Source organism: Nocardiopsis oceanisediminis (assembly GCF_048595525.1).
In the GTDB taxonomy this organism is placed as follows: Bacteria; Actinomycetota; Actinomycetes; order Streptosporangiales; family Streptosporangiaceae; genus Nocardiopsis_A; species Nocardiopsis_A oceanisediminis.
Genome location: NZ_JAFMZJ010000001.1, coordinates 277,295 through 299,005 on the forward strand (window position 1 = coordinate 277,295; position 21,711 = coordinate 299,005).

At 71.3% G+C, this 21,711-nt stretch carries 31 protein-coding genes, 1 tRNA gene and 1 pseudogene; 13 read left to right on the top strand and 20 right to left on the bottom strand.

Annotated features, from left to right (window positions below):
* Positions 1 to 53 precede the first annotated feature (53 nt).
* The 10 genes from J0910_RS01575 to J0910_RS01620 all read right to left on the bottom strand — a co-directional run bounded on the left by J0910_RS01575 (position 54) and on the right by J0910_RS01620 (position 4,253).
* The gene (locus J0910_RS01575; RefSeq protein ID WP_420156719.1) at positions 54 to 251 is read right to left on the bottom strand and encodes a hypothetical protein; all 198 of its coding nucleotides are present in this window, start codon (positions 249 to 251) and stop codon (positions 54 to 56) included.
* Entirely contained in the window at positions 251 to 1,450 is a 1,200-nt protein-coding gene (locus J0910_RS01580; protein ID WP_420156720.1) for a hypothetical protein, read from the bottom strand. Before J0910_RS01580 ends, J0910_RS01575 begins: the two co-directional genes overlap by 1 nt.
* A complete protein-coding gene (locus J0910_RS01585) occupies positions 1,447 to 1,650 on the bottom strand; it encodes a hypothetical protein (protein ID WP_420156721.1) in 204 nt (67 codons plus the stop codon). Before J0910_RS01585 ends, J0910_RS01580 begins: the two co-directional genes overlap by 4 nt.
* Entirely contained in the window at positions 1,650 to 1,850 is a 201-nt protein-coding gene (locus J0910_RS01590) for a hypothetical protein (RefSeq protein WP_420156722.1), read from the bottom strand. Before J0910_RS01590 ends, J0910_RS01585 begins: the two co-directional genes overlap by 1 nt.
* Before the next feature lie 16 nt (positions 1,851 to 1,866).
* Complete coding sequence (locus tag J0910_RS01595; RefSeq protein ID WP_420156723.1) at positions 1,867 to 2,622, bottom strand: DUF4097 family beta strand repeat-containing protein; 756 nt, start codon at positions 2,620 to 2,622, stop codon at positions 1,867 to 1,869.
* A 100-nt stretch (positions 2,623 to 2,722) separates the two neighbouring features.
* Positions 2,723 to 2,854 carry a hypothetical protein gene (locus J0910_RS01600; RefSeq protein ID WP_420156724.1) on the bottom strand — a complete coding sequence of 44 codons (132 nt, stop codon included), beginning with the start codon at positions 2,852 to 2,854 and terminating at the stop codon, positions 2,723 to 2,725.
* A 25-nt stretch (positions 2,855 to 2,879) separates the two neighbouring features.
* Positions 2,880 to 3,227: an HIT family protein gene (locus tag J0910_RS01605; protein WP_420156725.1), complete on the bottom strand. Its 348-nt coding sequence runs from the start codon at positions 3,225 to 3,227 to the stop codon at positions 2,880 to 2,882.
* Positions 3,224 to 3,388, bottom strand: a complete 165-nt coding sequence (locus J0910_RS01610) for a hypothetical protein (RefSeq protein ID WP_420156726.1) — start codon at positions 3,386 to 3,388, stop codon at positions 3,224 to 3,226. The genes J0910_RS01605 and J0910_RS01610 overlap by 4 nt, the downstream gene beginning before the upstream one ends.
* Before the next feature lie 140 nt (positions 3,389 to 3,528).
* Complete coding sequence (locus J0910_RS01615; protein ID WP_420156727.1) at positions 3,529 to 4,053, bottom strand: hypothetical protein; 525 nt, start codon at positions 4,051 to 4,053, stop codon at positions 3,529 to 3,531.
* Complete coding sequence (locus tag J0910_RS01620) at positions 4,050 to 4,253, bottom strand: hypothetical protein (RefSeq protein ID WP_420156728.1); 204 nt, start codon at positions 4,251 to 4,253, stop codon at positions 4,050 to 4,052. Before J0910_RS01620 ends, J0910_RS01615 begins: the two co-directional genes overlap by 4 nt.
* 413 nt (positions 4,254 to 4,666) lie before the next feature.
* On the opposite strand from J0910_RS01620, the pseudogene J0910_RS01625 reads away from it, so the two are divergent.
* The 3 genes and pseudogenes from J0910_RS01625 to J0910_RS01635 all read left to right on the top strand — a co-directional run.
* Positions 4,667 to 4,858 (top strand): annotated as a pseudogene (locus J0910_RS01625) (GntR family transcriptional regulator); the annotation flags it as partial.
* An 87-nt stretch (positions 4,859 to 4,945) separates the two neighbouring features.
* On the top strand, positions 4,946 to 5,434 hold the full coding sequence (locus tag J0910_RS01630; protein ID WP_420161863.1) for a UTRA domain-containing protein: 489 nt from the start codon (positions 4,946 to 4,948) through the stop codon (positions 5,432 to 5,434).
* On the top strand, positions 5,431 to 5,970 hold the full coding sequence (locus J0910_RS01635; protein WP_420156729.1) for a GNAT family N-acetyltransferase: 540 nt from the start codon (positions 5,431 to 5,433) through the stop codon (positions 5,968 to 5,970). The genes J0910_RS01630 and J0910_RS01635 overlap by 4 nt, the downstream gene beginning before the upstream one ends.
* 383 nt (positions 5,971 to 6,353) lie before the next feature.
* On the opposite strand, the gene J0910_RS01640 is transcribed toward J0910_RS01635, so the two are convergent.
* Positions 6,354 to 6,998 (bottom strand): dihydrofolate reductase family protein, encoded by a 645-nt coding sequence (locus J0910_RS01640; RefSeq protein ID WP_420156730.1) that lies wholly within the window; start codon positions 6,996 to 6,998, stop codon positions 6,354 to 6,356.
* Between the two features lie 73 nt (positions 6,999 to 7,071).
* On the opposite strand from J0910_RS01640, the gene J0910_RS01645 reads away from it, so the two are divergent.
* Positions 7,072 to 7,596, top strand: coding sequence for a winged helix-turn-helix transcriptional regulator (locus J0910_RS01645; RefSeq protein ID WP_420156731.1), 525 nt, complete (start codon positions 7,072 to 7,074; stop codon positions 7,594 to 7,596).
* 82 nt (positions 7,597 to 7,678) lie between these two features.
* On the opposite strand, the gene J0910_RS01650 is transcribed toward J0910_RS01645, so the two are convergent.
* The gene (locus tag J0910_RS01650; protein WP_420156732.1) at positions 7,679 to 8,794 is read right to left on the bottom strand and encodes a chitinase; all 1,116 of its coding nucleotides are present in this window, start codon (positions 8,792 to 8,794) and stop codon (positions 7,679 to 7,681) included.
* Positions 8,795 to 9,104: 310 nt separating this feature from the next.
* Positions 9,105 to 9,605: a phosphoribosyltransferase gene (locus tag J0910_RS01655; protein WP_420156733.1), complete on the bottom strand. Its 501-nt coding sequence runs from the start codon at positions 9,603 to 9,605 to the stop codon at positions 9,105 to 9,107.
* A gap of 164 nt (positions 9,606 to 9,769) precedes the next feature.
* Here J0910_RS01655 and J0910_RS01660 point away from each other — a divergent pair, with 164 nt between their 5' ends.
* Entirely contained in the window at positions 9,770 to 10,192 is a 423-nt protein-coding gene (locus J0910_RS01660) for an SgcJ/EcaC family oxidoreductase (protein WP_420156734.1), read from the top strand.
* A 242-nt stretch (positions 10,193 to 10,434) separates the two neighbouring features.
* Here J0910_RS01660 and J0910_RS01665 read toward each other — a convergent pair whose 3' ends face one another.
* On the bottom strand, positions 10,435 to 10,905 hold the full coding sequence (locus J0910_RS01665; RefSeq protein ID WP_420156735.1) for an NUDIX domain-containing protein: 471 nt from the start codon (positions 10,903 to 10,905) through the stop codon (positions 10,435 to 10,437).
* Between the two features lie 4 nt (positions 10,906 to 10,909).
* The gene (locus J0910_RS01670; RefSeq protein ID WP_420156736.1) at positions 10,910 to 11,656 is read right to left on the bottom strand and encodes an XRE family transcriptional regulator; all 747 of its coding nucleotides are present in this window, start codon (positions 11,654 to 11,656) and stop codon (positions 10,910 to 10,912) included.
* A gap of 206 nt (positions 11,657 to 11,862) precedes the next feature.
* Here J0910_RS01670 and J0910_RS01675 point away from each other — a divergent pair, with 206 nt between their 5' ends.
* Together J0910_RS01675 and J0910_RS01680 are read left to right on the top strand one after the other, a co-directional pair.
* Positions 11,863 to 11,985, top strand: a complete 123-nt coding sequence (locus J0910_RS01675) for a hypothetical protein (protein ID WP_420156737.1) — start codon at positions 11,863 to 11,865, stop codon at positions 11,983 to 11,985.
* 137 nt (positions 11,986 to 12,122) lie between these two features.
* Positions 12,123 to 12,518, top strand: coding sequence for a hypothetical protein (locus J0910_RS01680; protein WP_420156738.1), 396 nt, complete (start codon positions 12,123 to 12,125; stop codon positions 12,516 to 12,518).
* Positions 12,519 to 12,714: 196 nt separating this feature from the next.
* On the opposite strand, the gene J0910_RS01685 is transcribed toward J0910_RS01680, so the two are convergent.
* From J0910_RS01685 to J0910_RS01700, 4 genes are all read right to left on the bottom strand, one after another.
* A tRNA-Ser gene (locus J0910_RS01685) sits at positions 12,715 to 12,799 on the bottom strand.
* A gap of 10 nt (positions 12,800 to 12,809) precedes the next feature.
* The gene (locus tag J0910_RS01690) at positions 12,810 to 13,322 is read right to left on the bottom strand and encodes a nucleoside deaminase (RefSeq protein WP_420156739.1); all 513 of its coding nucleotides are present in this window, start codon (positions 13,320 to 13,322) and stop codon (positions 12,810 to 12,812) included.
* An 18-nt stretch (positions 13,323 to 13,340) separates the two neighbouring features.
* Complete coding sequence (locus tag J0910_RS01695; protein WP_420156740.1) at positions 13,341 to 13,838, bottom strand: tRNA adenosine deaminase-associated protein; 498 nt, start codon at positions 13,836 to 13,838, stop codon at positions 13,341 to 13,343.
* A 60-nt stretch (positions 13,839 to 13,898) separates the two neighbouring features.
* Positions 13,899 to 14,408, bottom strand: coding sequence for a tRNA adenosine deaminase-associated protein (locus J0910_RS01700; RefSeq protein ID WP_420156741.1), 510 nt, complete (start codon positions 14,406 to 14,408; stop codon positions 13,899 to 13,901).
* A 275-nt stretch (positions 14,409 to 14,683) separates the two neighbouring features.
* Here J0910_RS01700 and upp point away from each other — a divergent pair, with 275 nt between their 5' ends.
* From upp to J0910_RS01725, 5 genes are all read left to right on the top strand, one after another.
* Positions 14,684 to 15,337, top strand: a complete 654-nt coding sequence (gene upp, locus J0910_RS01705) for a uracil phosphoribosyltransferase (RefSeq protein WP_420156742.1) — start codon at positions 14,684 to 14,686, stop codon at positions 15,335 to 15,337.
* Positions 15,338 to 15,679: 342 nt separating this feature from the next.
* Positions 15,680 to 15,904, top strand: a complete 225-nt coding sequence (locus J0910_RS01710; protein ID WP_420156743.1) for a hypothetical protein — start codon at positions 15,680 to 15,682, stop codon at positions 15,902 to 15,904.
* Positions 15,905 to 16,068: 164 nt separating this feature from the next.
* On the top strand, positions 16,069 to 16,233 hold the full coding sequence (locus J0910_RS01715; protein ID WP_017595513.1) for a hypothetical protein: 165 nt from the start codon (positions 16,069 to 16,071) through the stop codon (positions 16,231 to 16,233).
* A gap of 14 nt (positions 16,234 to 16,247) precedes the next feature.
* On the top strand, positions 16,248 to 16,763 hold the full coding sequence (locus J0910_RS01720; RefSeq protein ID WP_184393433.1) for a PH domain-containing protein: 516 nt from the start codon (positions 16,248 to 16,250) through the stop codon (positions 16,761 to 16,763).
* Positions 16,764 to 17,027: 264 nt separating this feature from the next.
* Positions 17,028 to 17,258, top strand: coding sequence for a hypothetical protein (locus J0910_RS01725; protein WP_420156744.1), 231 nt, complete (start codon positions 17,028 to 17,030; stop codon positions 17,256 to 17,258).
* A gap of 77 nt (positions 17,259 to 17,335) precedes the next feature.
* On the opposite strand, the gene dnaB is transcribed toward J0910_RS01725, so the two are convergent.
* Positions 17,336 to 19,903: a replicative DNA helicase gene (dnaB, locus tag J0910_RS01730; RefSeq protein ID WP_420156745.1), complete on the bottom strand. Its 2,568-nt coding sequence runs from the start codon at positions 19,901 to 19,903 to the stop codon at positions 17,336 to 17,338.
* A 371-nt stretch (positions 19,904 to 20,274) separates the two neighbouring features.
* Between dnaB and J0910_RS01735 the strand changes: the two genes are divergently transcribed.
* The gene (locus tag J0910_RS01735; RefSeq protein ID WP_420156746.1) at positions 20,275 to 21,630 is read left to right on the top strand and encodes an MATE family efflux transporter; all 1,356 of its coding nucleotides are present in this window, start codon (positions 20,275 to 20,277) and stop codon (positions 21,628 to 21,630) included.
* The last annotated feature ends 81 nt before the right edge of the window (positions 21,631 to 21,711 follow it).

A 21,711-nucleotide genomic window follows, 5' to 3' on the forward strand; every position in this document is an offset into this window, starting at 1 on the left:
CTCCTTTGCCGGGGCGGCGGTCGGTGGGTGTGGCCGCCGCCCCGCAGGCGGGGCTACTGGCCGGTGTCGGCGTGCTGCTGGCGCAGGTCGCGCACGAACTGCAGGTCGTCGATGTAGATGTCGGAGAACCAGCCGCATGAGCAGCGGGCCTGGTAGGCGCGGCTGCCGTCCGCTAGGGCGTAGGGCTGCACGTAGGCCGAGTCGGCCTCGGGGTCGTGCCCTGCGCCGAACAGGTTGGAAAGGCCGAACATCAGGCGGCCTCCTCGTCCTCGGAGACCACGCTCAGGGCGGGGCCGGCGGTCTTCTGGGAGTGCAGGGCCATGACGCGCTTGGCCCGCTCGAACCCGATCCCGAGAGCCTTCTGAACGGCGGCCACGGAGGGCTCCTGAGACACCCCCGAGTCGGCGATGGCCGTGGCCAGCTGTTCGGCCAGTTCCTCGTCCGAGAGCGCCCGAGCGGACTTCGCAGGTGCGCTCTTACGGGCCGAGGGCGGGACCTTGCGGCCCTTGTTCGGACGGGGCCGGGCCCCCTCTTCCGAGGAGTGGTCTCCGCCCTGGTCGGCGGTGGTTCGCTGCGGCTTCCCAGGGGTGGTGCGGCCGCCGGTGGTGATGGCCCTTCGGGGGGTGCGCGCCACGAGCGGCAGCAGCACCGTCCCGGCCGGGACCTGCACCCACCCCGACAGCGGCGCCTGAGCGTGCTCAGCAGCACTCTCGGAAGGCTCCTCGGCCTCTCCCTGGGAAGAGTGGTCCCCGGTCTTTCGGGACAGGTCCGCGAGAGTGCGCACCCCCGGCCCCTCGGAAGGGCGGGCGCGGGAGACGCCGTCTTCGATCAGCCCGATCAGGTGGGCGGTCATCGCGGCCCCGACGGGCCCCAGGGAGTGCACCAGCAGCGCCCCGAACCCGGCCGGCCACACGGTGGGCCAGTGGCCGATCGCGTTGAGCAGGATGCTCACGCTCAGGCACCCCCACATGATGTGCTCGGCCTGGTCGTCGAGGTCGCCGCCGCTCGAGGACAGGCGGGCCCGGCACACGATGATCCAGGCGACCGTCCCCAGCAGAGCCGGTTCCAGCAGCCACAGCGCCCACCACATCGGCGAGTAGGCCTCGGCTCCTAGCAGGGTGGTCGCACCGGCGTGCACTCCGGCGGTCGACCAGACCCCGAACGCTGCCAGGATCGGCAGCAGGACGGCGAGGGTCAGGGCGCGGGTGCGCTGCACACGCAGCACCCGGGCCTCGGCCGACTGGGCCAGATCAGCGGCAAGCTTGGCCTTCTCCAAGGCCGCAGCGTTGCGGTCCCGGGCGGCCTCCCGCCGGATTGCGCGCTCCTCGCGCTCCCGGTCGGCCTGGTCGCGCATCCGGGCCAGGCGGTCCTTCTCTTTGGCACTCTTCAGGCTCCGTTCGCGGGTGAGCTTCTCGGTGAGTTCCTCAGCGGTCGGGGTCGTCGTCTTCATCGGGAACCTCCTCGTGAAGGCGCGGGCGGGGCTGGTGGGGACAGAGCCCGGGTGATTCCCGACGCGGCGGTGTCCAGGGCCAGGGCGGCGGCGGTCAGCGGCAGCGCCAGCAGCCGCAACACGATCACCACCAGTGCGGCCAGCAGGACCAGCAGCGCAACGGCGATACCGGCGGTGTGGATCAGCTCGGTGGTGGTCATCAGGCCTCCTCCCGCTGCTGGATCAGGGAGGCTGCGATGGACAGGGCCGCCTCCACCAAGGCGTCCTGGCGCAGTGCGAGCCCGGCGGTGGTGTGGCCGCGCTCGCGGGCCTTGTTCTTCAAGTCCAGGGCGCGCCGGTAGTGCTCCTGCGGGGTCGACTCCATGGGGAGGCCTCCGTCGCGGTTGGTGTAGCGGGGCATCGGGGCTCCTGCCTGGTCAGTCGATGTGCTCGGACCCGTTGTGGGTGCGGGTGCGCACCTTGGGGGAGAAGCCCGCCCGGCGGATCGTGATGGGCCCGTTGTGGGTGGTGGCGCGGATCGGCCCGTCGCCGCCGGCCGTGATCGCGACGGCCCCGTTGTGGGTGGCGGCCCGGGTGTGGGAACCGGTGCGGCCGACGGTGATCGCGCCGTTGTGGGTGCGCACGTCGGCCTCGCCGATCACCTCCCCGACGCGGACGGTGCCGTTGTGGAGGGTGGCGGCCACCGAGTCGGCCTCGGCCACGCGCAGGCAGGCGCTGTGGCCGGTGTGGTCGATGGCCCCGGCCCGCCCGCGGGTGGTTAGGCTGCCGGCGGTGATGTCGGTGACCAGGTCGGCGCCGGCGGGCAGCACCACCCGCGCCCTCACCGGCTCCCCGGTGTCGGTGATGACCGCGGTGCCGCGCCCGAAGACGCGGCCGTTGATGACGGTGGTGCCGCCGCTGACGACGATCGACCCGCGGACGGAGCCCCCGATGACGGTGACGCCCCCTCCGCCCAGGACGGTGGGGGCGGGCTCGGGGACGCGGATGCGCCAGGTGCCGGCGTCCTGGGCGGCGGTGGCCGCCTCGACGACCTCGGCCGGGCCGGACAGCTCGATGCGGGCCTGGCCGGCCCCGGCGGTGAAGACCACCTCGGCCTCCAGGTCGGCGGCGGACAGGTCGAGGGCCATGCGCCCGGTGGCGGGGGCGGTCAGGGTGCGGGTGGTCAGGGACATGGGTGTGCTCCTTCGTCGGGTTCGGGTGGTGCGGGTCGGGGTGGTGCCTGTCTCCGTCGTGAGCGGGCGCGGCCCGGGGCCGGGACAGGCCGAAGGGGGGCTACTTCTTCTTCCGGCGCTCTTCCTCGTCGCGCGTCATGGCCTCTTCCTGGGCCTTCATCAGCGCCTTGTCGGCCTCGATCTGCTTCTGGCGCTGCTGCTCCCAGAACTCGCGGTCGTTCACGTCGGGCATGAGTTCTCCTCGCTGGTGTCGGTGGTCAGGCGGCCGGGGCCCAGGGCAGGGCCAGGCCGTCGCCGGCGGCCCGGGGGACCAGGTGGACGTGCAGGTGGAACACGGTCTGGGTGGCGGCCTCGCCGATGTTGGCGATGAGGTTGCTGTCCTGGCCCAGCGCGGCGGCCAGCTCGGCGGCCCGGCCCATGACCGCCGCGGTGACGGCCGGCTCGGCGGCGGCGTCGCGCACGTGGGCGCGGGGCAGCACCAGGACGTGGCCGGGGTGGACGCCGCCGGAGCGGGGCCGGATGGCCAGCGCGTCCGGCCAGGAGTGCACGACCTCGGCCGGGGCGGTGCCGGCGCAGATCCGGCAGAAGACGCACTCGCCGCTCACTGGGCGAGCTCCCGGTGGCAGGAAGTGCACAGGGTGTCGCCGTCGTAGGCGACGAGCAGGTCCGGGCTGGCGGTGAGCCCGCACGCGTCGCAGGTGGTGCGCTGGCGCTCCTGCGGGGAGCGGCCCTTGGGCTCGCTGTCGAACCAGAAGCCGAAAGACATGGGATTCGTCCTTTCATCGGGTCAGCCGGTCACCGGATCGATGACGGCCGGGGGCGGGGAGGGGCGGCCGGGGCCGTCGGCTCCTCCGGTCGGTCCCTCCGCTCCACCGCTGGGCGGTGGGCGCAGAGGCACCGGCCGGATCAGGCGGGGGCCTCGGCCGCCAGCGCTCGGCGGGAGGCGGCTCCGGCGGCCGCCAGCACCACCGCGGAGGCGGCGGCCACGGCCAGGGCCAGCGGGGCCGGGGCGGCGATGGCCAGCGCGGCCGGGATCATCCAGGCCACGTGCCAGGCCTGGTCCATCCGCTCGGCGCCGCCGTTGTCGTAGTAGGTGGTCTTGTGGGTCATCGGCTCGGTGGCCAGCACCAGGCCCCGCAGGGTGGCCCGCCGGTCGGCCCACCAGTGCGTCACCGCGTTGATGGCGAGGCCCGCCGGCACCGCCCAGGGGGAGACCGCGGTACCGGTCGCGCCCAGCACCAGCACCAGCGCGAGCGCCTGGGCGACGGTCAGGACCAGGACGTGGCGGGTGCAGGCCATCCGCCCCGCGTGGCCGCACCGCCCCTTGGTGAGGGCTTGGTGGTCGGACTGCAGCAGGTAGTCGCCGATGTGGTGGCCGGTGTAGAGCGCCGCGTAGGCCAGGACGGCGGTGGTCGGGTCAGCGGGGATCATGCGGCCTCCTCGGCGGTGAAGCGGTCGAAGCGGGGGGAGGTCTCGGCGGGCGGCAGGTCGGCGAGGATGTCGGCCAGGGCGGTGGTGCGGGCCAGGTGGTCCTGCAGCGGCTCGCAGAGGCCGCGCGGGGCGGACAGCTCGGCGAACAGGGCGGGGTCGATCCCCGCAGGGATGTGCGCGGGTAGAGGGAAGCGGTACATCAGGGCTCCTTTGGTCAGAACGTTGTCGGGTGGTGGCCGTGCGGTCCCCAAGCCCGCCCCGAAGGGCGGGATGGGCATCGCACGGATGCTGTGTGGCGCGGCCATACGTCGCGGAAGCGGCTCCCCGGCTGCTCGCCGGCGGGGCGGTTCCGTCGTGGTCCACGGCTTCCCGTCGCCGTCCCGTGTGTGCGGGATGGGGTCAGGGCGTTACGCACTGTTGAGTTGTCAAAACGCATGCACCCGGGCTTCCACGGCCTGTGTGCCGAGTCCACTGTGCGGGTGAAGTAGCCCGGTCATGCCTTCATGTGCTGCTTGACCGGACAAGAAGATGCAAACACGAATCGACCTGACCGGTCAAGTGGATTCGCTGATATTCTTGACCGGTCAAGCAGCGACGTTGGGTGGGATGCCTTGTGAGCAGGGGAAAAGGGCCGCTGTACCTCCAGCTGGCCGGTGACCTACGCGCTGACATCGAGTCAGGTGCCCTCCCCCCTGGGGGGGCTCTACCGTCTGAGCATGACCTGATGGAGCGTTGTGGGGTATCGCGGGCAACGGTTCAGAAGGCCCTGTCGGTCCTGACTTCAGAAGGGCTGATCACCTCGGGGCAGGGGCGACGGCGGGAGGTTCGGCGGCGTGAACCGATCGTGTACAGGCCCCAAGAGGAACTGGTTAAAAGGGCCAAGAATCCTGAGATGGACCAGTTTCTGACTCGGTTTTCGAGTGAAGGGCGTGAGCCCCGTCAAGACATCTCTGTGGAGGTTCTGGTTCCCCCGAAGTTCATTGCCAAGCGGCTCGACCTTGCTCCTGATGAGCTGGCTGTAGTGCGTCGACGGCTGCGATTTCTTGACGGTCGGCCATCGCAGGTGAATGACACATACTTTCCGCATGGCGTCGTCAAAGACAGTGAGATAGTTGATCCGCGTGATATTTCGCGCGGCGCTCTTCGTGTTCTGGTTGACCTGGGGTATGAGCAGGCTCGCCTGCTCGACGAGACCTGGATTCGTATGCCGTCGGCAGAGGAGACAGACCGTCTCTCTCTACAGTCGGGTACTCCGGTGGCGGAGCATATCCGCACCGGCTACACCTCGGAAGGGAAGCCGATTCGCTGCGCAGTAACCGTACTCCCGGGAGATGTGTACGTAATCGCTCATGAATTCGATGTTCCGGAGGACTGGGAGTGACTGAATATCTCGTTCGAAATGCCGACTGTGCTGATGTCCCCCGCGTCGCGGAAATGATGGCTGAGGCCAGTTCCTGGCTGACTTCCCAGGGGTCGGATCAGTGGCAGTACCCTCCCCCGGTCAACGTGATCGAGCGTGATGTGGAAGCCCGTACCCTCTACGTCGTCCTGCGGGAGGGAGAGGTGATCGCTGCGGCCACTATCGACCGCAACGCGGATCCCGACTTCTGGGAAGCCGGAGACCGCCCGGAAGACGCTCTGTATGTGCACAAGATGGCCATCGACCGGGCCTGGGCGGGGCGCAAGCTCGGAGCTTCCCTGCTCGATTTGGCGGGGGTCCTCGCAGAGGAAGCCGGCTTGCCGTGGGTGCGGCTGGATGCCTGGAAGACCAACGAGCGTCTGCATCGCTACTACCAGGAGGAGGGGTTCGACCTGGTGCGCCTTGTCGACCTGGAACACCGCCAGTCGGGCGCGCTCTTCCAGAGGAAGGCCACAGCCCGGTCCTCCGGCATCACTCTGGTCCGTGAAGGCTGCTGACAGAGTCGGCAGTGACGAAGATCGACTAACGACGCCCTGAGGCGCTCTGAGGCAGGCGAGGGGAAGTGCTCGCGAGTGTTCGGAGCCGCCCCGAAAACCGCTGTGCACAGGGCATCTGAGAGCCGCAACTTAGTCTCAGTTCCAGTCTCATTCACCGCCGTTCAGAGCGGTTCGGAGGCAGCCGGAGAGTAGGAGAATCGCACGGCAGCACGCCGCTGCTCGCCCGTGAACGGTGTGATGCGGGATTGGAAAGCGTGTTGGGGGCAACCCCTCACGAGTTCGAATCTCGTATCCTCCGCCAGCCTCTACGAGGCAGAACGAAGGGCCCCGACCGGGTGCGCGGTCGGGGCCTTCGTCGTGTCCGGGGTGCTCCGGACCGGAGGTCAGCGCCTCCAGAACAGCAGGTGGGTGACTCCGCTGGGGCTCGGCACCACGTCGAGGTGGAACCGGTCGAGCAGTTCGGTGCGGCTCTCCCACAGCCGCTCGCCCCGGCCGAGGTCGATGGGGGCGACGGCGATGTGCATGGTGTCGACCAGGTCGGCCTCGAGGAAGGCCCGGATGGTGGCGACGCCGCCGCCGAGGCGCACGTCCTGTCCGCCGGCCGCCTCCTTGGCGCGGGCCAGCGCCTCGGCCGGCGACGCGTCGAGGAAGTGGAACGTGGTGTCGGCCAGGGTGAACGACGGCCGCTCGTGGCGGGTGAGCACGAAGACCGGGGTGTGGAACGGCGGGTTCTCCCCCCACCACCCCTTCCACTCGTGGTCCTTCCACGGGCCGCGCTGGGGGCCGAACTTGTTCCGCCCCATGATCTCCGCCCCGATGCCGCGGGTGAACTCGCGGACCAGGTAGTCGTCCAGGCCCCGGGTGCCGCCGGGCTCGGTGCGGTTCGGCCAGCTGGCGGTGGCGCCCGCCCAGGACATGAGGTCGGCGGGGTCCGCGTGCCCGAAGGGCCGCTCCAGGCTCTGCCCCTCCCCGGTGCCGAACCCGTCCCGCGACACGGTGAAGCACTGCACCCTCAGCAGCTGCGACATGCGTCCTCCTCGATCGGTGGAGAATTCCGATTGCACCGTGCAACCGGTTGTCCGCCATTATTACCGTGAGGGTGTGACAGGAACGCCGCGGACCGGCCGCCTGCCCGTCCCCCAGGGGAGGTCCGGCTGCCCGATCAACCTGACCGTCGAGCTGCTGGGCGACCGGTGGAGCCTGGTCGTGCTGCGCGACATCATGTTCGGCGGGCACCGGCGCTTCCGCGGGCTGCTCACCGATTCGGTCGAGGGGATCGCGTCGAACATCCTCGCCGCCCGCCTGGCCAAGCTGGTCGACGCGGGCCTGCTCACCCGGCACGACGACCCGACCCACCGGCAGAAGATCGAATACCGGCTCACCGAGGCGGCGATCCAGCTCGTTCCGGTCATGACCCAGCTGGGCGCCTGGGGCTCCCGGTGGCTCCCCGCATCGCGCGAGCTGTCCGTCCGCGCCGAGCTCCTCGCCCGCGGCGGCCCCGAGCTGGGGGAGCGGTTCATGGACGAGCTCCGCGCCGTGCACCTCGAAGGCCGGCCGCAGCCCTCCGGCGGCGTCCTCGCCGAGCTCACCCTGGCCTACGAGCGCGCCGCCGCGGACGAGGAATAGGGCACCGGGCCCCGGGACGGCGGCCGGAGGAGCGGCGGAGGCCCCGGCCGGGTGCGCGGTCGGGGCCCGTGTCCGAGCGGGGTCAGCCCAGGTACCGGCCGTGCTCGGTGGCGAACTCGTCGCCGTTGTACCGGTCCCAGTTGATCGACCAGGCCATCAGGCCGCGCAGCCCGGGGTGGGCCTTGGCCGGGGTGTAGCCGGAGCATCCCGCGCCGGTGGTCAGGCAGTCCCAGGCGGACCGGACCTCGGCGACCGGGGTGTGGCCGTTGCCCGCGTGCGGGGACGCGGGCAGGCCGATGGCCACCTGTCCGGGGTCCAGCGGCGGGAAGACCTGCGAGGCGTCGCCCCCGACCGGGAAGCCGGTGAGCACCATGTCCGCCATCGCCTGGTGGAAGTCGGCGGTGCCCATGGTGTGGTACTGCCCGTCCAGGCCCATCACCGGGCCGGAGTTGTAGTGCTGGACGTGGAGCAGGGTGAGCCGGTCCCGCAGCGCGTGGATCACCGGCAGGTAGGCGCCGGCCCGCGGGTCGGCGCCGCCCCACTTCCCTCTGCCGTAGAACTGGTGGCCGACCTGCACGAAGAACGTCTCCGGCGCCATGGTGAGCACGAAGTCCGGGCCGTAGCGGCCGGTCAGGTCGCGCAGCGCTCCGATCAGATTGGTGATCACCGGTGTGGTGGGCGAGCGGAAGTCGGTGTCGCCCTCGTCCAGGTAGAGCGAGTGGCCCTCGAAATCGATGTCGATGCCGTCCAGGCCGTAGCGGTCGATGATCGCCGAGGCCGACCGGACGAACGCGTCGCGGGCGGCCGGGGTCTCCAGGGAGACCTGGCCGTTCTGCCCGCCGACCGAGAGCACGACCTTCTTCCCGCGCGCCTGCGCGGCGTCGATCTGGGCGGTGAACTCCTGCTCGGTGGGGACGCCGGGGCACTCCGCGGCCGGGCAGAGCTCGAACTCCAGCCGCCCGGAGGTCGGCGAGGTGGGTTCGGCGAAGGCGAGGTGGATGATGTCCCACTGGTCGGGCACGTCGGCCAGGTCCACCCAGCCCGACCCGTTGGCGAAGCCGGCATGCAGGTAGCCGGCGAGCGCCCGGTCCGGGACCGGGGCGGCGGCAGCGGGTTCCGCGGCGGCGGGGGCCGGCGCGAGCGTGGCCGCGAGCAGGGCCGCGGCGGCGGTGGCGAGGAAGCGGGGGATGCGTCGCACAGGGCACTCCAAGGGTCCGGGCCGGTACGGCCGCCCTTAATTGACAGGAAACCTTCCTGTCCGTTTCGGCGAAGGTAGGCCCGGACCCCGGCGCTGTCAACGGCCCCGCGGGCCGCCGTTCCCGTCGGCCGCCCGCGCTCGCCGGTGCCGCGGCCCCCGGCGGCGCACCGCGAACCGGTACACCACCGGGGCGCGGGCGCCGCAGAGCCGCGCGAAGGCCGCCGGGCCCCGGCGCGGCGGCGGTCGCACACCCGTACCGCCCCCGCTCCGGGGCTCCGGTGGCGCCCGCCGCCCCGGAGCGGGCGGCCGCTCAGGCGTCCAGCACCTGCCCGGCGCGCTTCACCACCGGGGGCTCCACCGACCACGGGAAGTTGATCCAGGCGTCCGTGCGCTTCCACACGTACTCGCACTTCACCAGGGACTGCGGCTTCTCGTAGATGACCGCGCTGCGCACCTCGGCGACGTGCTCCTCGCAGAAGTCGTGCACCAGTTTGAGCGTCTTGCCGGTGTCCGCGACGTCGTCGGCCACCAGCACCTTCTTCCGGCCCAGGTCCACCGCGTTGGGCACCGGCGGAAGCATCACCGGCATGTCCAGCGTCTCCCCCACCCCGGTGTAGAACTCCACGTTCATCACGTGCAGGTTCTTCACGTCCAGCGCGTAGCCCAGCCCGCCGGCCACGAACAGGCCGCCCCGGGCGATCGACAGGATGATGTCGGGCTCATAGCCGTCATCGGCGATGGACTGCGCCAACTCGCGCATGGCCGTCCCGAACAGCTCGTAGGTCAGGTTCTCGCGGCCCTCGTCGCTCACGGTCGCTCCCTCGGCGTCGCTCTCGCAGGTATTCGGCGGACCGGGGAGGTCTCCCCCAGCTCACGGCCCTCCCCAGTATCGCGCCGGACGGCCGCCGCCCCGCTCCGCCCCGGGGCGGCCGCGGGATTGACCTGAACCTCCATTGAGGTCGTAGCCTCCCCGCCATGACGAACACGAACTCCGCCCTGTCCGGCCGCGACCTCGACGAGGCGCGGATCCGCGAACTCGTCGCCCGCTCCCAGGAGGCGCAGACCGACCCGGAGGTCCTGCCCGCGCTGCACACCGACGATGTGGTGATCATCAACATCGCGGGGCGCCGCCTCTTCGGCCGCGAGGCGTTCGCCTCGGCCATGGCCGGCGCCCTCTCCTCCCCGCTCAAGAACGTCCGGACCACGCTGGAGGTGGAGAAGATCGGGTTCGCCGGCCCCGACACCGCCATCGTGAGCCTGACCAAGACGGTCCACGACGAGCGCCCCGAGGCGCAGGAGGCCTCCGAACTCCCCCTCAAGGGCGCCATGAGCTACGTGCTGACCCGGGACGGCGGCGACTGGCGGATCGCCCTGGCCCAGACCACCCCGATCGGCTGACCCGCCGCCGGAGGGCCCCGGACACGAAGAAGGCCCGGGCTCACCAGTGTGAACCCGGGCCGGAAGCGGTGGAGGTGGGATTTGAACCCACGGAAGGTTGCCCTGCCGACGGCGGCGACTCACCAGGGGCGTAGCCCCGTGATGCCCGGTTGACCTGCAGTCCGAGGTCATCCGGGATCACTCGGAATCCCCGTGCTCACCGGGTTCGCATGTACTGAATGTGTACGCGGACACTCCCGGCCTCAGCCCAGGTAGGGGCCTGTTTCCCCACCGATTGCGTGGCGGAGGCGCAACCGCTGGGTGTGGTGCGTCGGAAGCTCGTCGAGCTCGTCGGCGCCCACCCAGCGGACGGCGGTCGATTCGTCGCTGACGGCCAATTCCCCGCCGAGCAGGCGGGCGCGGAAGCAGATGTTGAACTGGCGGCGGACCTCGCCGTCGTCGTAGGCGATCACATGGCGGGGGTCGGTGTAGGTGCCGACCAGACCGGTGATCTCGACGTCGTAGCCGGTCTCCTCCTTGACCTCGCGCACGGCCGCATCCGGCAGGCTCTCGCTCATCTCCATGCCGCCGCCGGGCAGCGCCCACAGCCCGCTGTCGGCGCGCCGCTGCAGCAGGATCCGCCCCCGGTCGTCGAAGACCGCGGCACTGGCGGCGACGACCACGTTGTTAGGAGTCGGGGCGTGGGGGTCGTCGTAGTACTCGGTGCGGCCCATGGGCTCACTCCCTGATCGGCTCGGCGGCGGACCATACGGCCTCGAAGCTCGCGGCGTAGGCGTCGAACATGCCGTGCTCCTGCCGGCGCCGCAGGTGGAAGACGGGGTTGGCGTAGGCGTTGGCCCCGTACACATGGGTGTTGGCGAACAGCTCGCCGTCGGCCCGGTAGACCGAGTTGTACAAGGTGGTCGCGTGCTGGGCGACGTCGATGCCCTCGACGCCGAGCACCGGGGCGTAGTGCAGCCGTGCCAGGCGGCAGCGCGATTCGATGCCGTGCCCGAACTTCTCTTCTCGGCCCCGCAGCCGGACGGCTTCGCTGTCCGGATCGCCGATGAGGATGCGCACCCGGCAGCCGGCCGCGGCCTTCGCCCTGAGCAGGTCGTTCCAGTCGGGCATCTGCTCGTGCAGGAACACGGCCGCGTAGACCATGACTTCGATGGTGCTCTGCGCCCGCTCGAACATGGCCCGCCACGCCTCCAACGGGACGTCCGAGCGCTGCGGGTAGATCCTGATGAGCTCGGCGTGCGGAGTCGTCCCGCTCTTCCTCGGGGCGTCGAGCCGGGGCCACAGGTAGGCGACGTCCTCTTCCAGGGCTTCGGCCACGCGATGCGCGTTGCGCCGGTGCGGCGTCCGCCCGGTGTTCACCCATCGCTCGATGGTCTTCGGATCGGTTCCGACGGTCTCGGCGAGGGTCCGTGTCGTCTCTCCGGCCGCTGCTATCGCGGTGCGCAGCCGTTCGTTAGGGGGCATGGGGACGTTTTACCTCACTCAAGACGTCCCCTGGGGCGTCCTCTGCGAAGTTCCCCCGTCCCCCTGCGGTCACAAGGCTGGAGAGCATCGGAGGCGCTCCCCTCCCTCTCTGCGGAGCAGGCGGCGATCCCCGATCGACGAAAGACCCCCGCAACGCGGATCAGGCGTCCGGGGGCACGGTCACCAGCTATCGAGGAGCTGACGACATGGCAGACCCTAACCCCCGCACCGGCCAGATGATGACGCGGTGGGGGCGTTCTCCGGACCACGCAGGCGCGCACGCCGCGGCCGCGCGGCTGCAGGCCCAGTACCCGCACCTGGTCATCTGATTCGGCGAGACCTCCGGCCACTTCTACGCCATGGACACCACAGGCCTGCAGGAGCGCCCGACGCTCGACGCACTCGCGCAGCTGGTGCGGCAGCGCACCAACCGGCCCCGCCCGCGCGTGGCGGCGGTGAGCGCACGATGAACGCCGGACCTGAACCGCTCCGCTTCGACGACCTCGTCACCCTCGGGGACTGGGCGCGCGCCATGGACGCCGCCGTCGAGCTGGTCGAGCAGGCGCCCGACGCCGACGTCTACGCCGTGCGCGCCGTCCACACCACCGCCGAATGCCGCGTTCCCGTGCCCCCGGACGAAGCGGCCCTGCGGCGACTCAACACCGAGCACGCCGGGAAGTGGCGCGTGTGGCGCTCCCTCGACGACCGCGGCCGGCCCGCCGCATGGGTGGCGACCAACCTCGGCGTCCCGGGCGCGGCGCCGACGCTGCACGAGACCACCCCCGAGCGGCTCGAAGCCCGGATGCAGGCGCCGCCGCCCGGCTTCGCCGGGCCGCTGGCGGCACTGACGGCGCAGGACTGAGGGAGGAGGGAAGCACGCAGCGCCCCTGCCCCGGCGGCTGCGCGCCGACGGCCCCGGCGCCGGTTCTCCGGCGATGCCTCCGGCACGCCCGGAAACCGGTCGGCCGCCGTGTGCACTGAATGTGCAACGCGAGCGGGAGCGCGCTCCCCGGACACGAAGAAGGCCCGGGCTCACCAGTGTGAACCCGGGCCGGAAGCGGTGGAGGTGGGATTTGAACCCACGGAAGGTTGCCCTTCACTCGCTTTCGAGGCGAGCGCCATCGGCCACTAGGCGACTCCACCGAGAGGAACTCTACCTGAAACGGCGGCCGGAGAAGAAATCGGTGAGCAGATCCGCGCACCGCTCCCCCAGCCGCGGGGAGAGCAGGTCCGGGGGGACCACCTCGGGGCGGTGGTTCATCCTGGGGTCGCGGACCAGGTCCCAGAGGGATCCGGCGGCGCCCGCCTTGGCGTCCCGGGCACCGTAGGCGATCCGGTCGACCCGGGACAGCACCGCGGCGCCGGCGCACATCGTGCACGGCTCCAGGGTGACCACCAGGGTGCAGCCGGCCAGCCGCCAGCCGCCCAGCCGCCGGGCGGCGGCGCGCAGCGCGAGGACCTCGGCGTGGGCCGTCGGGTCCCCTGCGGCCTCCCGCTCGTTGCGGCCGGCTCCGATCTCCCGCCCCGACGCGTCCAGTACGACCGCGCCGACCGGCACGTCCCCGGTCCGCAGGGCCCGCTCGCCCTCCTCCAGGGCCCGCTCCAGCGCCGCGTCCAGCAGGGCGCGGTCCTGCAGCGGGCCGCCGCCCGCACCGGTGCCGTCCACGTTCCCCCGTGCTCCCCGTCAGATCCGCAGCGCGTCGAAGTGGTCGGCGAAGCCCGCCCGCTCCGCCAGCTCGGCGAGCACGTCCGCGGGCAGCGCCCCCTCGGCCGTGGTCAGCGAGAGCAGCTCCTCGGCCGGGACGCCGAGGTCCGCGAGGAGCGAGCCGTCCCCGCCCGGCCGCGACCCGGGCTTCTGCCCGGTCCCCTCGACCTGCTCCGGAGCGGTGATCGTGCCGCTCTCCAGGAACAGCGCGGCGACCGGGTGGTCGTGCACCGAGCGGGTGTCGGAGAGGAACACCCGCGGCTCGGCGCGGTCGTCCACCCGGAGCACGCCGAACCACTCGTCGTCGGCCTCCAGGAAGAGGAGCATCGTGCCGTCCACGGCGCCGGGATCGACCGCGCCTGCCGCGTCGCGCACCGCATCGGCCAGGTCGTCGATGGTCGCGGCGTCCGCCGCGTCCACCTCGGCCGCGCCCCAGCCCGCCGCGGCGGGGAAGAAGACCGCTGAGAAGGTCGACACCGCGTGATCCCGTCCTCTCTCCTCCCGGGGCCCCGCCCCGGCGGCGGGCCGTGGAATCCCCTACCCCATGCTGTCCAGGGCACGCTGGAACGCCTGCTGGAATCCGAGCCGCTCGGAGACGCTGGCCAGCACCTCGTCCGGGTACAGGTCGAGATCGCCGGCGAGGGCGCCCAGCTCCATCTCCTCCAGACCGAGGTCGGCGAGGATGGACAGGTCGCCCGCGGGGAGCACCTGGTCCAGGTCCTCGTCGTCGGGGACGTCGATGTCCAGGTAGTCCAGCACCTCCCGGGCCACCGGCCAGTCCACCGAAGCGGTCACGTCGGAGAGGAAGACGCTGACGTTGTCCAGGCCGTACATCCGGACGATGATGAAGAAGTCGTCACCGATCGAGAGCAGGCCGATGGCGCCGCTGATACTGGGCTGCTGCCGGAGCGCGTGCAGCAGGCCCTTGAAATCCCTGGTGAGGACCTCGGGGAGCAGGTAGACGTCCCAGAGATCGTCCTCACGGTAGGCGACGGCCGCGAAGTCGCCTTCGCCGGGCAGGTCGTCGCTCTGGTCGAGTTCCGTCATCGCCACCCCATCAGGCCGGTCATGATCGGGACAGAATCGCAGATCCGTCCCGGCTGCGTCATCGTAGCCGTCAAGCCCCGCCACGCCTGTTCCTCCCCTCACGGTTCCGCCGCCGTCCGCGTGCACGCCTCCATTAGATCGGACATCCCGCCCTCCTGCGCACCAGACGGCGAACCCGGCCCGGCCCGGATTTCCGGACGCACCGGGGGCGGGGCGCGCACCGTTAGAATCGGACGCCGAATCCCGCACGTTTCGCCAGCTCACCGGAGTGTTCAATGGAGACCCTGGTCGTCGACCACCCGCTGGTCGCGCATAAGCTCACCACCCTGCGCGACCGGCGCACCGACTCCCCCACCTTCCGGCGGCTCACCGATGAGCTGGTCACCCTGCTCACCTACGAGGCCACCAGGGACGTCCGGGTCTCCCAGGTGACCGTGGAGACCCCGCTGCAGCCCGCCCCCGGCGTCCAGCTGACCCGGCCGACCCCGCTGGTGGTACCGATCCTCCGGGCCGGCCTGGGCATGCTCGACGGGATGACCCGGCTGCTGCCCACCGCCGAGGTCGGCTTCCTCGGGATGGCCCGCAACGAGGAGACGCTGCAGCCCGCCACCTACGCCGACCGGCTCCCCCAGGACCTCTCCGGGCGCCAGTGCTACGTGCTCGACCCGATGCTGGCCACCGGCGGGACCCTGGCCGCGGCCCTCAAACTGCTGGTCGACCGGGGTGCCGACCACGTCACGGCGATCTGCCTGCTGGCCGCGCCCGAGGGGCTGCGCGCGGTGGAGCAGCGGCTGACCGAAACCCTCGGCGAGGGGCACGGCGCGACCCTGCGGGTGGTCACCGCCGCAGTGGACGAGCAGCTGAACGAGCAGGGGTTCATCGTCCCCGGCCTGGGCGACGCCGGGGACCGGCTCTACGGGAACTTCTGACCTGCGCCTTCGGCGCCATGCGTCCGTCCCGACACGGGATGGACGCATTTTTGTATATGTGTCGGCTTCCGTGAATGAACGTCCGAAAATGGGGCAGAAGGCCACTGATCGACAGGTTCGACCTGGTGGCCGCCGACACAACCGGACGCGGTGGGACTTTGAACAGCCGAATTGATTCTGATACGAAGATGTGACACTTCGGAGCGATCATGGTCCCGGCCCCGAACCACCGATCATGCACATCCGAATTTCCGCACCCGCCCGGGAGTCCCCCGCCCCGGACCGCGAAAGCGGAGATCACCGCGGAGCGCACCCGCCCACCCCCGCCCGCCGAGGAGTGAGATGCCCGAGCAGACCGAAACCGCGCCCCTCGACCTCGACCCCCTTGCCGAGCGGCTCGGCACCGAGTTCGCCGGCGTGCACGACGGCTCCACCGTCCGCAGATGCCTGGGCGCGGCCCGCCAGGGAGCCCTGGAGGTGACCGGCCGAGCCGCCCCCGACCTGGTGGAGCGGATCGCCCGGCAGCACCTGCGGGTACTGGAGATGGCCCTCGCCGAGCGCGGGTGACCCGCCCGCCCCCTCCGCCCCGCCGCCCCCCTGGAGTGACAAGGGACACACCGGAAAACCGGGGACGCCACGCCGAAGACGGGCATCCGGCTTTACGGGCTCGAGCGACGGTGTAACAATCAGCTTGGGTCGGTGGGTCAGCTTGCTTTGTTGGGGAGTCGGCTATGGCGAAGTTGAAGAAATGGCTGGGGTATGCCCTCATCGCCTTCGTTGCCTTTTATCTGCTCACTCAGCCTGAAAGCGCGGCGGGGGTCATCCACACCGGGCTCGGCGGGCTCATGTCCGCGGCCGAGTCGCTGTCGCGCTTCGTGAACGCACTCGGCGCATAGGGGTCCCTGCGGCCATGAAGCTCGTAGCATCGTCCAACCGGGCTCCCGCATCCGTCAACCGCTACCTTCTCCCGCACGAGCAGGACGTCGTCACCATCCGCCGGCACCCCGCGGTGCTGATGGGCCCGGTGGCGCTCGTGCTCGGCGCGCTGATCGTCGCGGGCATCCTGAGCAACACCGCACTGGCCGCCACTCCGGCGGCGCTCGCCGTCATCTGGTGGGTGTGGCTGCTCGTGCTGGTGTGGTTCGTCTGGAAGGTCGCGGAGTGGTCGGTGGACTACTTCGTCATCACCTCGGCGCGGCTGCTGCTCACCACGGGGCTGATCACCCGGCAGGTGAACATGATGCCGCTGGGCAAGGTGACCGACATGCGCTTCGAGCGTTCGATCCTCGGCCGCTTCCTCGGCTACGGAACCTTCGTCATGGAGTCCGCCGGCCAGGACCAGGCACTGAGCAGGATCAGCTTCGTGCCCTACCCCGAGCAGCTCTACCTTGAGGTCGTCGGCCTGATCTTCCCTGACAAGGGGTGACCACCAGACCGGACCCGGCCCCGAGCGCCCGCCCACCGGCGGGCGCTTCTTCTTTTCCCCGCCCGGCCCGGTCCGCCCGGTTCACCCGCTCCACCCCCATCTGTTCACCTTCCGTTCACCTTCGCCGGTCACCCCGCCTCCCGCCCCGCCGACTCCCCCTGGGCACGGCCGCCTCCGCGGACGAAACGCGGAAATCCAAATTGACTCTTGGGTGAACGCTGGGTTAACGTAGTCCATCTGACAACTGAAGCAGGGGGTGAAGCCATGGCTCGCAAGCCGCCGACCCTGGCGACTCAGACCGGTCGCCCCGCGGTCCGCCGCCGGACGCGGAGCACCGTCGTCCGCCGCGCACCCGGCATCTCCCGCCGGACCGGCGAGGGCCTTCCCGCGCCCCGCCCGGCCGAGGAGGACACCGCCCCGAAGCGCCCGACCCTGACCTGGGTCCTGGCCACCGGCCCCGACGGCCGCACCCGGCCCGAGGCCCACTGGGCCTGAGCCGCACGAGGCAACGAGCACCGAGGGGGCGCCGCACACGCGGCGCCCCCTCGTCCGTGTTCCGGCCTCCGGCCGGATCAGCCGGGCGCCATGTCCACGAAGCGGCTGTAGTGCCCCTGGAACGCCACGGTCACCTCGGCCGTGGGGCCGTTCCGGTGCTTGGCGACGATGATGTCCGCCTCACCGGCCCGCGGCGACTCCTTGTCGTGCACGTCCTCCCGGTAGAGCAGCAGCACCATGTCCGCATCCTGCTCGATGCTGCCGGATTCGCGGAGGTCGCTGACTTGGGGCTTCTTGTCCGTCCTCTGCTCGGGACCCCGGTTGAGCTGGGAGAGCGCAATGACCGGCACCTCCAGCTCCTTGGCGAGGAGCTTGAGGGATCGGGAGAACTCGGAGACCTCCTGCTGGCGGCTCTCCACCCGGCCGCTGGAGCTCATCAGCTGGAGGTAGTCGACGATGACCAGCTTGAGGTCGTGCTGCTGCTTGAGCCGCCGGCACTTGGCCCGGATCTCCATCATCGACATGTTGGGCGAGTCGTCGATGAACAGCGGCGCGCTGGCCACCTCGCCCATCCGGCGGGCCAGCCGCTGCCAGTCGTCGTCGGTCATCAGCCCGGATCTCATCGTGTGCAGCGGCACCCGCGCCTCGGCGGAGAGCAGCCGCATGACGATCTCGTTCCGCCCCATCTCCAGACTGAAGAAGACGCTGGCCAGCTGGTGTTTGATCGACGCGGCACGGGCGAAGTCCAAGGCCAGTGTGGAATTGTGCGTGGGGATCATCTCCCGACCGGCCAGATACAGCCGGTCGGGGTGGTCGACCTGGACGCAGCGGACCGGAACGCCGGGCACCGGGCGGACCTCGGTGATGAACCGGTGGCCGACCCGCTGGTAGGAGCGCCCCGCACTGCGCTCGCTCTGCGCGCGGGCCTTGCGGGCCAGCGAGAAGACCGGCTCGGTCGGGCTGAAGGTGATCGTGTAGCAGTTCGAGGACTCCTCGCTGCGCCCCTTCACCCGCTTGACCGCCATGCCGCTGCGGTAGCCGAGGCTGTGCACCAGCTCCCGAACGTCCTCGGCGAGCCGCCGGTTGACGACGCTGAACTGCACGCTCCCGCTGTGCGTGACCGTTCCGTCGGTGTCCATCAGGCCGGCCAGCAGCCGCCGCCGCTGCGCTTGCGAAGCGCGCAGGTAGGCGGCTGGGATGTGCTTGTCGCCGAGAACCCCGACCGTGCGCAGCAGCGCCTGCACGCTGCCGTGGTCGTCGATGCACCGGCGGCAGCGGGTCTGGCCGTGGCACTGCCGTCCGCAGTCGACGCAGGCGGTGTGGGGCACCGGGGCGGAGACGAAACGGGCTTTGCCGCCGCAGGAGCGCCCGCAGGTGCGGACGTGCGGAAGGCGCGGGACGAAGGTGGTCCCGCAGACGGCGCACCGCTTCTCCGCCACCGGGGCGTCCGCGGGCAGGTGGACCGAGTAGCCCATCCCGGACACGTCGCCGTACGCCTTCACCACCAGGCCTTCGGCCTCGATCCCGGCGACGATCTCGGGGTCGGCGGTGGTGATCCGGGCCGCCGCCGAGTGGCCGTCCCCCAGCCAGGCGCCGAGGAAGTACGGCGGCAGGGGCAGCTCCCGATCAGGGCCGTCCAAGGGGGCCGCATTGCGGACCGAGTGGTTGATCCGGCGTTCGGCGGTGGCGCAGCGGAGCGTTTCGGCGATCTGCCGGGTGGTGCGGATCTCCGGTGCACCGTTCTCGGAGCGGCGCGAGGCCCGGGTGTCGGTGAGCCACTGGTGCTCGGCGTCGGCGACGATCCTGCCGCCGTCGTCGAAGCGCACCTCGTAGCAGGGCCGCCCGTGCATGGCGTCGGTGGCCGCGACGACGGTCGTCGGCGTCCCGTCCGCGGCGATGAGCCGATCCCCGACCCGCACCTCCCCCATGGTGGTCCAGCCCTCGGGAGTGGGCAGCGGGGTGTCGAGGGCGAGCGCCTTGCCCACGGCAGGCCGCGCCGCGATGATCACCATCTGGCCCGGGTGGAGGCCGTTGGTGAGCTGGTCGAAGTCGGTGAAGCCGGTGGGGACGCCGGTCATCGAGCCGTCGTGGGCGGAGATCGCCTCGATCTCGTCGAGCGCCCCGGGCATGATGTCGCTGAGCGGGAGGTAGTCCTCGCCGGTGCGCTTCTCGGCGACCTTGAACACCTCGGCCTGGGCATGGTCGACGATGTCGTCGACCTCGCCGTCGCCGGCGTAGCCCATCTGGGCGATGTGCGTGCCGACCTCGACCAGGCGGCGCAGGACCGCGCGGTCGGCGACGATGCGGGCGTAGTAGCCGGCGTTGGCCGCGGTGGGGATCGCCTCGGTGAGGGTGTGCAGGTAGGGCGCGCCGCCCACCCGGGTGATCTCGCCCCGCTTGGTCAGCTCGGCGTTGACCGAGATGGCGTCCACCGGCTCGCCGCGGGAGAACAGGTTCACCGCGGAGTCGAAGACGATCTGGTGGGCGGGGCGGTAGAAGTCGGAGGAGCGGACGATCTCCACGACCTCGCTGATGGCGTCCTTGGACAGCAGCATGCCGCCCAGCACGCTCTGCTCGGCGAGGATGTCATGCGGAGGCGTCCGCTCGAAACCGGTCTGCTCCGGCGGGTGCTCGGCCACGCTCACGTACTCTCCCCCTGGTGACGGCCCGTACCCGGGTGGGCGGTCCGGATGCCCCGGGTACCGGTCCTATGGATTGTCGCGACTGCACGGCCGCTAAGGCAAAGCGACCTGTGGACGGCGCTGGGGAGATCCTGTGGATGACTCCGGCGATCCTGCGGATAGCTTGTGCACAACACCTGTGGATAACTTCCTCGGGACGCTGACATATCTTACTTGGCCTGCGAAAACGCACTGAAGCACCTGTGTGCGAAAGAAAGTTCACATCCCGGTGTCCACAGGTTATCCACAGGCCGTGCGACACGCGGTGGAGAACCGGCGGTTCCGATCGAACACCCGTCCGGAGCGTCATCGGAGTCCGCTAGCGTGGCAAGGCCATGCCCAAGCCGCTGCTCTCCGCCCTCCCCTTCCGCCACCGCCACGACCGCGAGATCCTGCACCTGGCGGTGCCGACCTTCTTCGCGCTGATCGCCGAGCCGCTGGTGCTGCTCACCGACACCGCGATCGTCGGCACCCTGGGCACCGAGGCCCTCGGCGGCCTGGGCATCGCCGGCCAGGTGCTGATGACCCTGGCCAACCTGTGCGTCTTCCTCGCCTACGGCACCACCGCCGCGGTCGCCCGGCGGTTCGGCGCCGGCGACGTCCGCTCCGGGCTGCGCAGCGGCGTCGACGGGCTCTGGCTGGCGCTGCTCATCGGGGCCGCGGTGGCCGCCGCCGGCATCCCGCTCTCCCCATGGCTGGTCGACGTGCTCGGCGCCTCCCCCGAGGTCGCCCCCTACGCCGTGGACTACCTGCGGATCAGCCTGCTCAGCACGCCGGCGCTGCTGCTGGTGATGGCCGGGACCGGGGTGCTGCGCGGGCTGCAGAACGCGCGCACCCCGCTGGTCGTCTCGGTGGCGATGTTCACCGCCAACGGCGCTCTCTGCGCGCTGCTGGTGCTCGTCCTGGACCTGGGCATCGCCGGGTCGGCCTGGGCCACGGTCATCGCGCAGGGCGCCGGCGCGGCGGTCTACGTCGCGGTGGTGGTCCGCGCGGCGCGGCGGGAGGGCGTGCGGCTGACACCGGACGCGGCCGGGCTGCGCGCCTCGGCCGCCTCCGGGGCCGCGCTGTTCGTGCGGACCGTGTCGCTGCGGGTGGTGCTGGTGGTGACCACCGCGGTGGCGGCCCGGATGGGCGACGCCGACATCGCCGCCCAGCAGGTGGTCTTCCAGCTGTGGTCGCTGCTGGTGTTCGCGATGGACGCGATCGCGGTCGCCGGTCAGGCGATCATCGGCCGGTACCTGGGCGCCTCGGACGCCGCCGGGGCCCGTTCGGCCACCCGCCGGATGGTGGAGTGGGGTGTGCTGACCGGGCTGCTCTTCGCCGTCCTGGTGCTGGTGGCGCGGCCGTGGGCGCCGCTGCCGTTCACCTCCGACCCGCAGGTGCACGCGCTGATCGTCGGGGTGCTGCCGCTGGTGGCCGTGCTGCAGCCGCTGAGCGGCGTGGTGATGGTGCTGGACGGCATCCTGATGGGCGCGGGCGACCAGCGCTACCTCGCCTGGGCCAGCCTGTGGACGATGCTCGCCTTCCTGCCGTGCGCCGCCCTGGTGCTGCGGACGACCCCGGACGGCTCCCCGGACGGCCTGTTCCGGCTCTGGCTCGCCTTCGGGGTGTGGATGGCGGCGCGCGGGGTGACGCTGGGGCTGCGGGCCCGCAGCGGCGCCTGGGCGGTGCTGGGGGCCTCCCGGGGCTGAGTGCGGCGCGCGGTCCCGGCGCCGCGGCGCGCCCCCGGGCTCCCGGGAGGGCCGCGGCTCCGGGGCCATCGCGGGCGGGGC

Bases quoted from the DNA above. Each gene is read 5' to 3' on its own strand.
- J0910_RS01630 (WP_420161863.1), top strand. From the start codon at position 4,946: ATGGACCAGTTTCTGACTCGGTTTTCGAGTGAAGGGCGTGAGCCCCGT.
- J0910_RS01720 (WP_184393433.1), top strand. From the start codon at position 16,248: ATGAAGCTCGTAGCATCGTCCAACCGGGCTCCCGCATCCGTCAACCGC.
- J0910_RS01615 (WP_420156727.1), bottom strand. From the start codon at position 4,053: ATGATCCCCGCTGACCCGACCACCGCCGTCCTGGCCTACGCGGCGCTC.
- J0910_RS01585 (WP_420156721.1), bottom strand. From the start codon at position 1,650: ATGACCACCACCGAGCTGATCCACACCGCCGGTATCGCCGTTGCGCTG.
- J0910_RS01675 (WP_420156737.1), top strand. From the start codon at position 11,863: ATGGCAGACCCTAACCCCCGCACCGGCCAGATGATGACGCGGTGGGGG.
- J0910_RS01590 (WP_420156722.1), bottom strand. From the start codon at position 1,850: ATGCCCCGCTACACCAACCGCGACGGAGGCCTCCCCATGGAGTCGACC.
- J0910_RS01670 (WP_420156736.1), bottom strand. From the start codon at position 11,656: ATGCCCCCTAACGAACGGCTGCGCACCGCGATAGCAGCGGCCGGAGAG.
- J0910_RS01595 (WP_420156723.1), bottom strand. From the start codon at position 2,622: ATGTCCCTGACCACCCGCACCCTGACCGCCCCCGCCACCGGGCGCATG.
- J0910_RS01735 (WP_420156746.1), top strand. From the start codon at position 20,275: ATGCCCAAGCCGCTGCTCTCCGCCCTCCCCTTCCGCCACCGCCACGAC.
- J0910_RS01600 (WP_420156724.1), bottom strand. From the start codon at position 2,854: ATGCCCGACGTGAACGACCGCGAGTTCTGGGAGCAGCAGCGCCAGAAG.
- J0910_RS01710 (WP_420156743.1), top strand. From the start codon at position 15,680: ATGCCCGAGCAGACCGAAACCGCGCCCCTCGACCTCGACCCCCTTGCC.
- J0910_RS01640 (WP_420156730.1), bottom strand. From the start codon at position 6,998: ATGTCGCAGCTGCTGAGGGTGCAGTGCTTCACCGTGTCGCGGGACGGG.
- J0910_RS01665 (WP_420156735.1), bottom strand. From the start codon at position 10,905: ATGGGCCGCACCGAGTACTACGACGACCCCCACGCCCCGACTCCTAAC.
- J0910_RS01715 (WP_017595513.1), top strand. From the start codon at position 16,069: ATGGCGAAGTTGAAGAAATGGCTGGGGTATGCCCTCATCGCCTTCGTT.
- J0910_RS01610 (WP_420156726.1), bottom strand. From the start codon at position 3,388: ATGTCTTTCGGCTTCTGGTTCGACAGCGAGCCCAAGGGCCGCTCCCCG.
- J0910_RS01680 (WP_420156738.1), top strand. From the start codon at position 12,123: ATGAACGCCGGACCTGAACCGCTCCGCTTCGACGACCTCGTCACCCTC.
- upp (WP_420156742.1), top strand. From the start codon at position 14,684: ATGGAGACCCTGGTCGTCGACCACCCGCTGGTCGCGCATAAGCTCACC.
- J0910_RS01575 (WP_420156719.1), bottom strand. From the start codon at position 251: ATGTTCGGCCTTTCCAACCTGTTCGGCGCAGGGCACGACCCCGAGGCC.
- J0910_RS01660 (WP_420156734.1), top strand. From the start codon at position 9,770: ATGACGAACACGAACTCCGCCCTGTCCGGCCGCGACCTCGACGAGGCG.
- J0910_RS01620 (WP_420156728.1), bottom strand. From the start codon at position 4,253: ATGTACCGCTTCCCTCTACCCGCGCACATCCCTGCGGGGATCGACCCC.
- J0910_RS01725 (WP_420156744.1), top strand. From the start codon at position 17,028: ATGGCTCGCAAGCCGCCGACCCTGGCGACTCAGACCGGTCGCCCCGCG.
- J0910_RS01580 (WP_420156720.1), bottom strand. From the start codon at position 1,450: ATGAAGACGACGACCCCGACCGCTGAGGAACTCACCGAGAAGCTCACC.
- J0910_RS01700 (WP_420156741.1), bottom strand. From the start codon at position 14,408: ATGACGGAACTCGACCAGAGCGACGACCTGCCCGGCGAAGGCGACTTC.